Here is a 13,887-nt window from a genome sequence, read left to right as displayed (position 1 = left end):
TGGTCAGCTCGCTGCGGCGATGTCGGCCGCGAGCTCCCGGGCCTGCCTGTCCATCTCCGCCCGGAAGGAGGCCACCAGGTGTGGCCGGATCCGTCCGGCGTTGCGGTCGCCGCCCTCGCAGACCGCTCCGCGCACCCCGACGATGTCCGTGCCGATGCGGGTCAGTGGGCCGAGGTCGGCGTGCCTGACACTGCCGGCGAGGGCGGCCAGCAGGCCGGCGGCGTGGGACAGCCGGACGAACTCGGCGCAGACGTCGGGCGGCACGTGGTCGAACAGCCGTGTCCCGTCCTTGATCGCGGTGTCGAGCATGGCGGCGTCAGCGCCGGAGCGGGCGGCGATGTCGGGCAGCGCGAGCGGGTTGACGCAGCCGATCCGATGGGCGTCGGCGTAGCCGGAGGCGACGACGAGCGCGTCGGGGCGGTGGTCCTTCACCGCGCGGACGACCGCACGCATGACCGCGATGCCCTGGTCCGGCGTCGTGCAACCGTAGAGGCCGACCTTGATATACGTGGCCCCCGACACGACCGCGCCCAGTGCGGCCTGCGCCACCGTGCCCGGTTTGTACGGGACATCCCCCACGGTCGCGGACACCGGCTTGTCCGCCGGTACCGTGTCACGGATCTCGCGGATGACCCAGGGGAAGTTCGCGCCGAGCGAGCCCTCGTCGGGTTTCTTGACGTCGACGATGTCGAGGTGCTCCGCCGCCTTCGCGCAGTCGAGGGCCTCTTCGACACCGTCCGGGGAGATGAGAAGCAACACCGTGAACTCCTTCCGCCGCCGGTCCGCCCGGCCGTGGATCAGGGGACCGCGGATCACCTGGTTCGTGTGCGGTGCGCTCATCATTTCCGTCACTCAGGAGAACCGGGAGGGCGCGCACAGTGCCTATTGGGTGCTCGGACCCACCCACGGTGCGCCGTGCATAACGCAGCAAAGCAACCCCACTGGTCACCTTTCGTCCATCTGGTGTCCCCCGTGTGGAGCGGGTGACCGAACCCGGTGGCGGTGGCGGCCTGCGCCGGCAGGCACGGGCCGGGTGGGCGGCGAACGGGCACCGGGGCCGGGGCACGGTCACCCTCCGGGACGGGCGAGCTGACCGAGTCGGCCGGCACGCTCGTACCGCCGGCAACCGTCACCCTCCTCACCGCACGGCTGACCCACCGCTCCCGCAGCCCGGGCCACCACCCGCCCTGCCACCGAGCCGTCCCGGTGGGCCGCAGCCGGCCGGGGATTCCGTTCGCCGGCCGGGTCGGTGATCCTGGAGGGATGCGCGCCTCCCGCCTGATCCGTATGGCTCTCCTGCTCCAGTCGAACCCCGGTCTGACCGCGGCCGCTCTCGCCGGTGAACTGGAGGTCTCCGAGCGGACCGTGATCCGCGACGCCCAGGCGTTGCAGGAGGCCGGCATTCCCGTCCGGTCGGAGCGGGGCCGGGTGGGTGGGTACTTCCTCGCCGCGGGATACCGGACCCGGCTCACCACGCTCCACCCCAGCGAGGCGGAGACGCTGTTCCTGTCCGGTCTGCCCTCGGCGTTGCGGGACCTGGGGCTGTCGGACGCCGCGGAGACCGCCCGACTGAAACTGACCGCGACCCTGCTCCCGTCGGTACGTCAGGCCGCCGAGTCCTCGGTGCGCCGTTTCCACCTCGACGCCCCGGCCTGGTTCCGCGAACCCGCCACCCCACACCTGCTGCCCGAGTTGGCCCGCGCGGTACGGGCGGATCGCGCCGTCGAGTTGTCTTACGCGCAGCGGGGACGGGACGGCGCACCGTCCCGCGTGGTGACGCGGGTGGTGGAACCGTACGGGCTCGTGCTGAAGGCCGGTACCTGGTACGCCGTGGCCCGCACCCCCGATGGGCGGGCGGGCGACGACGGCGGGTGGCGCACCTACCGTGTCGACCGGATCACCGCCGTCGACCCCGCCCCCGGGGCAGCGGGTCCGTTCGTGCGTGACCCGGCCTTCGAGCTGGCCGCGCACTGGGAGGCCCGCTCGGCCGCCTTCGCCCGCACCCTGCTGCGGACCACCGTCACCGTCCGGCTGACCGACCGGGGGCTGCGACGACTGCCGGACGTCGTGGACGGGGCCGCCGTCCCGGACGCGCTGGCCTCCGCGAGTGCCCCGGACCCCGCCGGCCTGGTCACCCTCGACCTGCCGGTGGAGTCCGAGGACGTCGCCTTCGACCAGCTGGCCCGGCTCGGCGCGGACGCCGAGGTGCTGGCTCCGGACAGCCTGCGCACCCGTTTCCGTGAGCGTGCCGGAGCCCTGGCCGCCCTCTACCGCGCCTGCCCGCAGGGCACGGGAACCGACGAAGCCGGGGATCAGCGGTAGTCCTCGGGAGAACCTCCCTTGCCGCGGGCCTCGTCCTCGAAGTACGCCCAGGCGTCCGGCTGACTGCCGTCCACGTCCGTCACTCCGTACGCCCGGGCGAGTTCCGCACTGGAGGTGGACCTGCCGTTCCACCGCTTCGCACGGTCCGGGTCGGCGGCCAGCGCCGCTACCGTACGTGCCAGGTAGTGAGGTGACTCGGCGATCGCGAACCCCGGCTCCTGGGCGATGGCGTCGTGCCAGTTCTCCTCGCCCACACCGAAGTGGGAGAGCATCTGCTCCGAGCGCAGGAAGCCCGGCGAGACCGCGACCGCCGTGCCCCCGTACTCGGCCAGCTCCTGACCCAGCCCGAACGCGAGACGGATCGGGGCGTTCTTCGCCAGGTCGTAGTACATGTTCTCCCGGTAACGGCGGTTGAAGCGCGCGGTGCCGTCGGTGACCTCCACGTGCAGGGGTGCGTCGGAACGGATCAGCAGCGGCAGCAGCAGGGCCGCCGTGATCACATGACTGCGCGCACCGAGCTCCAGGATCCGCAGGCCGTCGGCGAGCGGCGTCTCCCAGCTCTTCTTCCCGAACACCGACGTGACCAGGAGGTGCTCACCGCCCCACAGGTCATTGACGAGGATGTCGAGCCGCCCGTGCTCCCGGTCGATCTGCTGGGCCAGGGCACGTACCTGGGCTTCGTCGAGGTGATCGGTGGGCACCGCGATCCCGGTGCCCCCCGCCGCGGTGACGAGTTCGCCGGTCTCCTCGATGGTCTCGGTGGTCCGGCCGACCTCGCTGGCCCGGGCCCGGGTGGTGCGGCCGGTGACGTACACGGTGGCACCGGCCCGGCCCAGCTCCACCGCCTGAGCCCGTCCCGCCCCGCGCGTAGCACCCGCCACGAGTGCGATCCGCCCCGTCAGCGGACCCGCCGGGCCGGCCGGCGCGGTGTCCTGGATGTTCTGGATGGTGGTGTCCTCGTTCCTCATGCCATCCATCGTTCATGCCAATCCTGACAGAACACGTCACCTTTTACAGGGTGTCGCGCGTGATCCCACCCCAGCGCGAACACCACAGGTGGGCGCAGGCATCGCCCACCTGCGGGCCGTCGGCACGCTCAGCCCCCGGCCCGTGCGGCCGGGTCGCCGGCACCGGAGGACAGCGGGCGAGGCCCGTCGGCCGCACTCCGTCGGAGGCGCGCTCCCGCACCGTCACCGAACGAGAACCGGCCATCGGCTGCACCCGTTCCCCGGCGTTCCGGTCGGTGCGCGCGAGGTCGGAGAGGTCGAAGGCGCCATCGCTCGAACCTTCGCTCCCGCGCTTCCGCAGGTTTCCTGGACGGCGCGTGCGCGGCCCCCGGCGGGGACTACTCGGCGTCGCGTCGCCGACGCGCGCGTTCGAACTCGGCGGCATCCGATATCCAGGAGCCGTGCTGTTCGAGTGCGGCACAGCCATCGCGGACGAAGGTGCGCACCAGGTCGCGGTAGCCGCCGAGCCCGTCGACCAGGCTGTACTCGACCCGGTACTCCGGGTCCGCCCCACCGTCACCCTTGCGCAGCGTCGTGATGCGGGCGATCGAATCCGCGTAGAAGTGGAGCTGGATCCCTTCGCCCAGCTCCTCGTCCTCGATGGTGAACACTTCGTTGTCCGCGGCAGAGCGATCACCGACGAACTCCCAGAACTCCGCGGTGGCTGTGCGGGCATCGCCCGGACCCCACTTCTTCTCAACACCCTTGTCGTCGGTGAACGACAGACGTGTCTTCCTCGCACCCTCACCGGAACCGGCGCGGTCAGCGACAGCCTCCTCGTCACCCTCCGCGGGCGTGTTCCTGGCACGGGCCGCGGCCTCGGAGCACATCAGGAAGCTCACCGTACGCACCGCGTCCTCGACGAGCCCGGGGTGTGCGCGGCGCACGGCCGTGTCAACCGTCGTCGCCATCCGATTCCAGTCGCCCTTGTCCGTGGCGCGTTTTCCCCGTCGCGGGTCGCGGCCGATCCGCATCCCGGCGCACGCGTGCTCCGCGGTGGCGATCACGCGTATCACCTCGGGCAGCATCGCGGGGTCGACGGCATCCGGCACCCGCCTCGGCACCGTCGCGCCATGCACGTACTGACCCGTGTACCGGAGGATCGCGGCGTCGAGTGGGCCGAGTACGGTTCCGCGCTCGGCGCGACGGCGGTCCGCGTGGTACTCCTGAGCCCGCTTGCCGTCGGACGTCTCTGTCGCCGCGCGCATCGCCGCGTGGACCTGACCGCGCTCGAGCAGGCGGACGTCAGCTCCATGGGCGATGAGCCGGCCCCTGTCCCACCGTATGCGTCGGAAGAACGCGTCGACGTCCGCCGGCGCGGCCAGGAGTACCGGGTCCAGGAGCGCGACGGCAGCGTTCTCGTCGAGCCGGCCCCGGGTCCCGGCGGCGTCGCACATCGGAAGGACCGCGCTCCACAGCAGCAGGTGTCTGGCCAGGTCCTCCCGGATCACCGCAAGATGGGCTTCCCCGATCGGGAACGTGAACGTGCGAGGCTCATGGTTGGCGTCGGCCCCGGCACCGAGCATGAGCTTCAGCTCGCCGTTCTCGCGGATCACGTTCGGGATCCAGCCGCTCTCGCGTGTGAACACGATGTCTCTCATGGACTCAGTCTTTCTCACGACCCCGTCCGACGAGACCATCGCGTAGTGCGCGCCCGCGCCTGGCGTGCGCGTACGGCCAACGCCGGAGGTCGGCAGCGAGCACCGGCAACGAGACGCATGGGGTGGCAGGGTGGCAGGTCCACCGTAGGACGGCGGATGGCGTGGTCATCCGGGTCGCTCAGCCGGGGCCTTCTTGGCTGTGTGAGCACAGCGCTGGGTGGGGCGGGGCGACACGGGCGGACGCCGGGCCGACTGCCGCGGGCAGGAGAGCCTGGGCCCACGGCGGGCCTCGGTCGGTGCGCTTGTCGGCGAGGTGGTAGGTGGCGAGCTGCCTTCTCGCGATGTCCTCAAGTGTTCGCGTCGCATTTTTTCCCGTGTTTCCCGGCTGGTGTCGAAGAAGGCCGGTGTCGCAGAAGGCAGTCCGCGAAGAAGGCAGTTCGGCAGGTAGGCGATGCTGCACCAGGGAATGCGCCTATCTCGCTCTCCCGTAAGGAGGCCGGTCACGTCGGCGGAGATCACGCCGGGACCATGTTCGACAGGAGAGGAGTCCAGCATCCCTCTCCGACCTTCTGCGACCGCCTCCGGACGGCAAGGCGATCCAGCCTGTTCCGGCAACATGAGTCGACCGCCGGACCGGCGGCCGCCCGCCGACCAGTTCGCGAGCCGAGAAGGCGCAGGAATTCGCTCCAGCGTCTCACCGGCGCGCTCCGACAGTGTTCCCGTGAAGCCGGCCGGCAGTACCTTGCCCGGGCAAAACACAGGGAATCACGTCGGAGGTACGGAACCGGAGCAGCTGGTCGCCGCCTGAAGGATCAACATGTCAGAGCGACGAAGGTGGTTCCGTGTCGACCTGGGGAAGGCGCAGTACGACACAAGATCAGCGGCATGTGACACAAGGTCAGAGGCAGGTGTCCGGCCACCGGCAGGGTGACTCGGCGCGGATGGATCACGGCCGACATCGCGCAGCACCTGGCCAGCCATGCCCAAGGCGGAGGTAATTGACGATGGTGGATTTAGCGGTCATACCGGGCTACGTTGCGGTAATTCTTCTTTTCCTCGCGCCGCCCGGGCCCGACATGGCCTACATGCTCGCAGTGGGTCTTGAGGGGGGCCGTCGCTCCGCGTTCAAAGCCATCCTGGGCATCGGCACCGGTATGGCCGTCTATGCCGCAGCCGTTGTCGCCGGGCTGGGTGAGATCGCTCGATCGCACCCAGCCGTGCTTGATGCGGTCAGGATATTCGGCGCGGTGTACCTGTTGTGGTTGGCCTACTCGACGATGCGAAGTGCGCGTCGGGCGATCAGCGGGCACGGCGACATCAAAACAGGCAGATGGTATCTCCGCGGGGTGTTGGTCAGTCTGGCGAACCCGAAAGTGATCCTGTTCTTCCTCGCGGTGCTACCGCAGTTCATGGGGAGTGCGGATGATCCCGAACTGCAGATGGCCGTTCTCGGTGCGATCAATGTGCTGATGGAGGTAATTCTTTACGGCGGCATCGGGTTGTTGTCCGGATCCTTCCATGCGCGACTCACCGGCTCGACGAATTCGACTGCTGTACTGAATTATGTCGCGTGCACTGTCTATGTCGTGCTGGCGGTGGTGATCTCCGTCGAGATCCTTCTGGCCTAGGGCGACGTCTCCTACGGTGAGTCAGCGACAGCGGGCGGGACGCACGCAGCCTGCGTCCACCGCCTCGGCGGTGGGTACCGGTGGATGGGGACGCCGTCGAACGGCTCGCCCCCGGTGTCCGGATCGCGCTGTACCCGACGACGGGGGTGGTCGGGTCGCCCTCGCGGGCCCGCCGGGCCAGAGCCGTGCAGGCCTCCGGTCCGGCGGGGTCATCGAGCTGCTCGCGCCGCAGTACGGCGTAGGCGCTCACACGCCGGACCGGCCGGGGACGGCGGTCCGGGTGGCGAGCTCGATGAGCGCGTCGGCGGTCGGGCCGGAGGAGGCGGGGTTCTGCCCGGTGATCAGCAGGCCGTCCCTCAGGACGTACGGCGCCCAGTCCGCACCCTTGGAGTAGTCGCCGCCGAGCCGCACGAGCTCGTCCTCGACCAGGAAGGGAACCACCTCGGTGAGCTGGACCCCCTCCTCCTCGCTGTTGGTGAACCCGGTGACCTTCTTGCCCCGCACCAGCGGTGATCCGTCCGCGTTCACCGCGTGCCGCAGGACACCGGGGGCGTGGCAGACCAGGGCGAGCGGCTTGCCGGCGCGCAGGGTGGTCTCGATCAGGCGGACGGAGGTGGCGTCCTCGGCCAGATCCCACAGGGGACCGTGACCGCCGGGGTAGAAGACGGTGTCGAAGTCGTCGACGGAGACGGTGTCGAGACGGACGGTGTGAGCGAGGGCGTCCATGGCCTCGGGGTCGGCCTCGAAGCGGCGGGTCTCGTCGGTCCGGTTGGCCGGCTCGTTGCTCTTGGGATCCAGTGGCGGGCGGCCGCCCTTCGGCGAGGCGAGGACGAGGTCGATGCCGGCGTCCTTGAAGCGGTAGTAGGGGGCGGCCAGTTCCTCCAGCCAGAAGCCGGTCTTCCTGCCGGTGGTGCCGAGCTCGTCGTGCGAGGTCAGGACGATGAGGACCTTCATGGTTACTGCTCCTTCGGTTGAGTAGACCAGTCGTCTCACAATAATTAGACCGGTCGTCTATGAGTGTCGAGCAAGCCGCGCGGACGCGAGGCGTGGTGGATGGGCCGGGATGGCGTGAGTGCTACAGGTGCAGAAGCCGGCGGGTGACCGTCGTCGTGGTGGCCAGGGGGCCTGCATCGCGGTGGATCTTGGCCATGACGCTCGCGCCGAGCCACATGTCGTACAGGACCTGCGCGGTGGTGCGGGCGTCGTCGTCGACCGCGAGCGAGCCGTCCTCCAGGCCGGCGGTGATCGCCCGTTCGAGTCGGTCGACGATGGCGGTGGTGCCGTCCTTCAGTGCGAGCCGCATCGACTCCGACAGGTCGGAGACCTCCGCGCCGAGCTTCACGGCCAGGCATTTCCCCTGGCATTCGTCGACGCTCTGCGTCTCGCGCCAGGCCTGCCAGTAGTTCATCAGCCGCTGCGCCGAGGTGAGGCCCGGCGCGGCGAGGACGCGGTCCATGTCCGCGAGGTAGTCGGTGAAGTACGACCGCATCATCGCCTCGCCGAAGGCGTCCTTGGAGTTGAAGTAGTGGTAGAAGGACCCCTTGGGCACTCCGGCCGCGGAGAGGACCTCGTTGATCCCCACTGCGGCGAAGCCCTTGTGGGACATGATCCGCTGGGCCGTGTCGAGAATGCTTCGGCGGGTGTCGCCCTGAGTGGCTGGCATGGTTCCATCCTATCGCCGACTAGACCGGTCGTCTAGTCGGCGGTCACTGGCCGAGGAAGTCCAGCAGGATCTCGTTGACCTCGGCGGTGTGGGTGGTGAGCAGCCCGTGGGGGGCGCCCTCGATCTCGGTGTACCGCGCGGTGGGCAGGGCCTTGGCGAAGCGGCGCCCGGTGGCGTCGATGGGCAGGGTGCGGTCGGCGGTCCCGTGCACGATCAGCGCCGGAACGTCGATGCGGGGGATGTCGGCGCGGAAGTCGGTGGGCCAGGTCAGGGGCGCGGCCACCGAGGCGATCGCACCGGCGCCGGCCGCCACGTTCCAGGCGTTGCGCACCGGCTCCTCGCTGACCCTGGTGCCGAGGTTCTCGTCGAGGTTGAAGAAGTCGTTGTAGAAGTCGGTGAAGAAGGCGTACCGGTCCTTCTTGGCGGCATCGGAGACGCCCTGGAAGAAGGAGGCGGGGGCGGCGCCGTCGGGGTTGTCGTCGGTGATGAGCAGGAAGGGTTCCAGTGAGGCCAGGAAGACGGCCTTGGCCACGCGGGCGGAACCGTAGGTGGAGAGGTAGCGGGCGACTTCACCGGTCCCCATGGAGAACCCGACCAGGACCGCGTCGCGGAGGTCGAGGGTCTCCATGAGGGTGTGCAGGTCGGCGGCGAAGGTGTCGTAGTCGTAACCGGTCGCGGGCCGGCCGGACTTGCCGAAGCCGCGCCGGTCGTAGGTGATGACCCAATGGCCTGCCGCCAGTCCCACGGCTCCGGGGCCCAACTGATGGGCGTCTTCCAGGTCTCGATCCTGCACAACCTGGTGCACCTGGCCTTCGGCGTCGCCGGGATGGCCATGGCGCGCACCGACTCTGCGCACGAACGTTTCTGCTGGCCGGCGGCGCCGTCTACCTGGTCCTGTGGCTCTACGGGATGTTCGTCGGGCACCACAGCAGTGCCAACTTCGTGCCGCTCAACGCGGCCGACGACTGGATGCACTTCGTCCTCGGTATCGGCATGGTCACTCTGGGAACGGTGCTGACCCGTCGCGGCACGAGCGCCCCGGGGGTGTGAGGGCCTTGCCCACCGGGACCGCCAGGGCGGACCGGCCTTCGGCTTCGGTGTGTTCGCCGGTGCTGTCGGCAAGTCCCCCCTCGGCGCGGTGAGCGACAAGCTCGGCGCGGTGAGCGACAAGGGTCCGCCGCGTACGACATGTCCGAGCACAGGTCCGACAGCTGCGTCCGCGCGGTGATCGGGCCCGGACACCGAGGCCGGGACGGTGGCGGGGCCGGGTACGGGCAGCCCTCCCGCCCCGTCGCCGTCCGACCGGCCGCGCGATGTGATGGACGGGATGCCCGGTCGCTTCGGCCTGCTCGCCCACCCGGGCGGTCGTGCGGCGTCCCCTCCGGTCAGGGGATGACCCGGCTCCCGCCCCGCCGCACTCCGGACGTGCGCCGGGCCGTGATAGATCGGGTCCGAACGGGGCACCCGCTGCATCAGGGCGGGGGCCGCCCCCACCACCATCGGCAGCAGGAACGGACAGCTGGATGAACTTTCTCGACCGTCTGGCGTTCCGGACGGCCCGTGCCGCAGCTCGCCGGCGCGGCAGCCGCCCGGCCCTGCACCCCGACGGGGTGATCGTGGCGGGCCGCATCGACGTGCCCGCGCGAGCGACCCGCTGGGACGTGCCATGGCTGGACACCCCCGGCTCGTACCCGGTGACGGCGCGCTGGTCGCGTGCCGCGGGGTTCCCACGGCCCCTGCCGGACGGGGCGGGGCTGGCTCTGCGGGTGACCGACGCCGACGGCCCCGGCCGCCCCCTGGACCTGCTCCTGACCACCAGTGGCCGTGGCCGCTGGTCCCGCCACGTGCCGCTTCCCCGTACGTCCGCCACCGCCGGCCCGTACTCCACGCTCCTGCCGTATGTCGTCGGCGGACGGCGTGGGGTGCTCGCCGTGTTCCCGGAGCCCGGGACTCCCCAGGTCCCCGCCGACCCGGCCGCGGTCGGCGACGCCACCGCCGCGCGGCCCCTCGCGTTCAGGCTCTGCGTGGGGACGGGGGCGACCTGGCGGCCCCTGGCCCGGCTGACCCTGCTAGGCGAGGATCCCGCCGAGCGGTCGAAGGGCGCTGAGGCCTTCGACCCCTACCGCAACCTGCTGCGCGGCCTCCGCCCCGTGGACCGTCTGCGCACGCTCCGGGTCGCCGCTTACGCGGGTTCCCGTGCCGGACGGCATGTCGCGGCCCCCGACTGAGGGTCCCGGCCCTCCCGCGGCCGGACACCCCCGGCTCGCCGAGCTCGACGCCGCGTCCCCCGGCGACGGCAGTGAGCTTGTGATCGGTGCACGTCATGAGTGCTCGAGGGGGCCGGAGCCGGAAAGCCCCGGCGCCGCGCCCGGCGGTCATGCGGCGGTGAGGATGGTCCACTTCTGGTTCGCGCCGCCGTGGCAGTCCCACAGGTGGAGCTGCGTGCCGTCGGCCGTCGAGGAGCCCGGGTCGTCGAGGCAGCGGCCGGAGGCGGGATTGCGGTACCCACCGTTGTAGGGCTCCCAGACCTGGTTGGAGCCGCCGCTGCACGACCAGATCTGCACCTTCGTGCCGTTCGCCGTCCCCCGGCCGACGGCGTCCAGGCACTTGCCCATCGAGCGCAGGGTGCCGTCGCTGTGCGCGGACCAGAGCTGGTTGACGCCGCCACCGCAGCTCCAGATCTGGACGGCGGTCCCGTCGGCGGTGCCCGCGCCGCTGACGTCCAGGCACTTGCCGGAGACGGCGGACTGCACCCGTGAGGCGGCGGGGGCGGGGTTCCGTAGCCACCCGGCGTCGTCCGCGGCCTGGATGCCGCGGTGGAAGGCGTCGGCCATCTTCCGGTAACCCGCGTCGCCGGGATGCAGGGCGTCGACCAGGTCGGCTGCGGTCAGGCCGCTCATGTCCACGTACGCGACGTGCTTGCCCGCCGCCTGCGCGGCGCCCACGATCTGGGGGATCGCCTGGTTGTACGCTGCGCGGTACTGCTCCTCCGAGCCGCTGGTGGACACCACCAGCGAGGCGACGAGGACCGTCGCGTCGGGGACGGCGGCGGTGATCCGGTCGACCAGTGACCTCAGGCGGGCGGTGGCGGTGGAGACCTGGTAGCCCTCGTTGAGGTCGTTGGTCCCGATCTCCAGCGTCACGACGTTGGGCCGATAACGCGTCAGCGACGCGTCGGCGAGTGCGGCGATCTGGTGGATCTTGTATCCGTTGTGTCCTTCGTTGTCGGGGTCGGACATCGAACCGCCCCGCGACGTGCCGACGAAGTCCAGCGGATGGCCGTCCGCCGCGAGCTCGTCCCACAACGGACCCCGGTAGCCGTTGCCCGTACTGCTTCCCACCCCCCAGGTGATGGAGTCGCCCAACGGCATGACCCGCAAGGGCGTGCTCGGGGCGGCGGAGGCCGGGGTCGCACCGGCCGTCGTCAGCCCGAGCACGGCGGTGACGAGAGTGACGAGGGACAGAGCCCAGGATCTCTTCATGCAGATGTCCTCCTTCTGCGAGTGAGTGCCGGGACGACGGACCGCGACCGCCGCGTGAGGCGTCGACCCGGCCGTTTCGCCGCCCCCGTGGGAACGGCCGGCCGACGTCCCGGAGAGGAACGAGGTGAGACGGTCAGGTCGGCTGTCGCGGTGTGCGCGACGGGTTCGGCGCGCCGCGCAGGTCACTGCGCTGTGGGGCACCTGCCCCCTGTGCGACGGCTTCGGCCCGGCTCCGGCTCACGCGCGAGTCCACTTCTGGTTGGCCTGGCCGTTGCAGGTCCACAGGAGCAGTCGGGTGCCGTTGGCGGTGCCCGCCCCGTCGGCGTCGAGGCACAGCCCGGCGTGGACGTTGCGGAGCGACCCGTCGGAGCCGAGTGTCCATCTCTGGTTGGCCTGGCCGTTGCAGGGCCAGGTGATGACACGGGTGCCGACGGCGGAGCCCTGGTCGTAGGCGTCCAGGCACTTGTCGCCGTAGACGCGGATCTCGCCGCCCGCCCAGGTGGTCCACAGTTGGTTGGCCGCCGTGTGGCAGTCCCAGAGGAGTACGGCGGCCCCGGCGGCGGTGGAGGCGTTGTCCACGTCCAGGCAGCGGCCGGAGCCGTTGCCCCGCAGACGCGACTGGGTGGCGGTCAGCGGGGTGCCGCCGCTCACCCGGAAGGCGGTGACGCCGTGTGCGGGCACGCTCGCGGAGATCTGCCCGGACGTGCTCGACGTGCCGCCGGTCCACAGGTCGGTGAGAGTGAACGGACCTCCGGACAGACCGACCTGCGCGGCCGTCGTCGTGACCGTCGCGGTGGCGCCGCCCCGGTTGAACAGGCCCACCGCGACCGAGCCGTCCGACAGGGGCTTGGCGAACACCTCGGTGGCGCCGTCGTCGCGTACCCTGCGTCCCCCCGCGCCCAGCGAGTCCTGGTTCACCGCGAGCAGACGCGGGTTGCGCAGGATCGCGCTCACGTCGGCCGACATGGTGCGGATGTCGTTGCCGGCCATGAGCGGAGCGCCCAGCAGCGCCCACAGGGCGAAGTGGGAGCGGGACTCGGTCAGGGACAGGCCGGGGCGGCCGACGACCAGCATGTCGGGGTCGTTGAAGTGGCCGGGGCCGGACTGCGCCGCGAGCGGCGCGGTGACGTCGAGGACGTTGCCGACGCCCATCGGATAGCTGTTGGTGTTGCCGTTCTGCCAGATGTCCAGCAGGTCCTCGGTCGTCCGCCACAGGTCGGCGACCTCGCCCCAGTCGTAGGTGGCGCCGGTGATGGCGTGGAAGCTGTTGGGGTTGATGCTGTAGACGATCGGCCGCCCGGTCGCACGCAGGGCGTCGCGCATCAGCGTGAACCGCGCGACCTGCTCGTCCCGGGTACCGCTGGAGGAGCACCAGTCGTACTTGAGGTAGTCGACTCCCCACGAGGCGAACGTGGCGGCGTCCTGGGCTTCGTGCCCCCTGCTGCCCGTCGACCCGGGATAGGCGCCGCTGGTCTGCGCGCACGTGCGCTCGCCCGGCACCTGGTAGATCCCGAACTTCAGGCCCTTGCCGTGTATGTAGTCCCCGAGCGCCTTCATCCCGCCGGGGAACTTGGTCGGGTTGGCCCGCAGGTTGCCCGCCGCGTCGCGCTGCGGGTCGAACCAGCAGTCGTCGACCACCAGGTACCGGTAACCGACGTCGCGCATGCCCGAGGACACCATCGCGTCGGCGGCCTGGCGCACCTGGGTCTCGGTGATCCCGCACCCGAAGCTGTTCCAGCTGTTCCATCCCAGCGGCGGGGTGAGTGCCGGGCTGCCCGGTGCGGCCGAGGCGGTGGGGTTCGAGGAGGCGGTCACGGGCACGGTGACCGTCAGGACGGCAGTCGCGAGGAGGCGGAGCAGTCGTCCGCCTGATCGTCTGGGCACCTGGGCTCCTTGTTCCGAGGATCGTTACGGGTGGAAGTTCGAAATTTCGACCATCGTTCGGAAATCGGCTGCCACGGATACTAGAGGTGCGATCGGCCGTGTCAACAGCGCCGGCGATATCGGTCCACGTCGTCTGCGGTGCGCGATGAAGCGGATCGGGTCGTTCGCGGACATCCACCGCAGTATGTCCGCATGGAAGTCGTCGAATGTTTCGGAGCCTCGAGCGGCTCGTGCGAGGGGTATTGACGTCGCGCGCGGAGTCCCTCACATTCAGGTTGCTCGACACCTCGACCCTCGTTC

General features: G+C 70.6%; 11 protein-coding genes and 1 pseudogene. 4 read left to right on the top strand and 8 right to left on the bottom strand.

All coding sequences use genetic code 11. The annotated features are described in order from the left end of the window. Positions 1-3: 3 nt before the first annotated feature. The gene (locus ABZ371_RS01190; RefSeq protein WP_358672500.1) at positions 4-759 is read right to left on the bottom strand and encodes a (5-formylfuran-3-yl)methyl phosphate synthase; all 756 of its coding nucleotides are present in this window, start codon (positions 757-759) and stop codon (positions 4-6) included. Positions 760-1,263: 504 nt separating this feature from the next. Here ABZ371_RS01190 and ABZ371_RS01185 point away from each other — a divergent pair. Next, entirely contained in the window at positions 1,264-2,322 is a 1,059-nt protein-coding gene (locus ABZ371_RS01185; protein WP_358672499.1) for a YafY family protein, read from the top strand. Here the strand turns inward: ABZ371_RS01185 and ABZ371_RS01180 are convergent. Then, positions 2,313-3,290 (bottom strand): SDR family oxidoreductase, encoded by a 978-nt coding sequence (locus ABZ371_RS01180; protein ID WP_358672498.1) that lies wholly within the window; start codon positions 3,288-3,290, stop codon positions 2,313-2,315. The genes ABZ371_RS01185 and ABZ371_RS01180 overlap by 10 nt on opposite strands. 377 nt (positions 3,291-3,667) lie before the next feature. Continuing rightward, positions 3,668-4,930 carry a DUF6357 family protein gene (locus tag ABZ371_RS01175; protein WP_358672497.1) on the bottom strand — a complete coding sequence of 421 codons (1,263 nt, stop codon included), beginning with the start codon at positions 4,928-4,930 and terminating at the stop codon, positions 3,668-3,670. Between the two features lie 1,004 nt (positions 4,931-5,934). On the opposite strand from ABZ371_RS01175, the gene ABZ371_RS01170 reads away from it, so the two are divergent. After that, positions 5,935-6,558, top strand: coding sequence for a LysE family translocator (locus ABZ371_RS01170; protein ID WP_358672496.1), 624 nt, complete (start codon positions 5,935-5,937; stop codon positions 6,556-6,558). A 246-nt stretch (positions 6,559-6,804) separates the two neighbouring features. Here the strand turns inward: ABZ371_RS01170 and ABZ371_RS01165 are convergent, their stop codons facing one another. The 3 genes from ABZ371_RS01165 to ABZ371_RS01155 form a co-directional block, all read right to left on the bottom strand. After that, positions 6,805-7,512 (bottom strand): type 1 glutamine amidotransferase domain-containing protein, encoded by a 708-nt coding sequence (locus tag ABZ371_RS01165; protein ID WP_358672495.1) that lies wholly within the window; start codon positions 7,510-7,512, stop codon positions 6,805-6,807. Positions 7,513-7,633: 121 nt separating this feature from the next. After that, positions 7,634-8,221, bottom strand: a complete 588-nt coding sequence (locus ABZ371_RS01160) for a TetR/AcrR family transcriptional regulator (RefSeq protein ID WP_358672494.1) — start codon at positions 8,219-8,221, stop codon at positions 7,634-7,636. A 43-nt stretch (positions 8,222-8,264) separates the two neighbouring features. After that, the gene (locus ABZ371_RS01155) at positions 8,265-9,077 is read right to left on the bottom strand and encodes an alpha/beta hydrolase (RefSeq protein WP_358672493.1); all 813 of its coding nucleotides are present in this window, start codon (positions 9,075-9,077) and stop codon (positions 8,265-8,267) included. On the opposite strand from ABZ371_RS01155, the pseudogene ABZ371_RS01150 reads away from it, so the two are divergent. Continuing rightward, positions 8,985-9,271, top strand: a pseudogene (locus tag ABZ371_RS01150) (DUF4383 domain-containing protein). The gene ABZ371_RS01155 and the pseudogene ABZ371_RS01150 overlap by 93 nt on opposite strands. A gap of 473 nt (positions 9,272-9,744) precedes the next feature. Beyond that, positions 9,745-10,449, top strand: coding sequence for a phosphodiesterase (locus ABZ371_RS01145; RefSeq protein WP_358672492.1), 705 nt, complete (start codon positions 9,745-9,747; stop codon positions 10,447-10,449). 147 nt (positions 10,450-10,596) lie between these two features. Here the strand turns inward: ABZ371_RS01145 and ABZ371_RS01140 are convergent, their stop codons facing one another. Beyond that, positions 10,597-11,703, bottom strand: a complete 1,107-nt coding sequence (locus ABZ371_RS01140; RefSeq protein WP_358672491.1) for a ricin-type beta-trefoil lectin domain protein — start codon at positions 11,701-11,703, stop codon at positions 10,597-10,599. A gap of 237 nt (positions 11,704-11,940) precedes the next feature. After that, positions 11,941-13,587, bottom strand: coding sequence for a ricin-type beta-trefoil lectin domain protein (locus ABZ371_RS01135; RefSeq protein WP_358672490.1), 1,647 nt, complete (start codon positions 13,585-13,587; stop codon positions 11,941-11,943). Positions 13,588-13,887: the final 300 nt, after the last annotated feature.

Origin of the sequence: Streptomyces sp. NPDC005899 (assembly GCF_040629645.1) — a bacterium.
Classification (GTDB): Bacteria; Actinomycetota; Actinomycetes; order Streptomycetales; family Streptomycetaceae; genus Streptomyces.
This window is presented reverse-complemented; position numbering and strand designations above follow the sequence as displayed.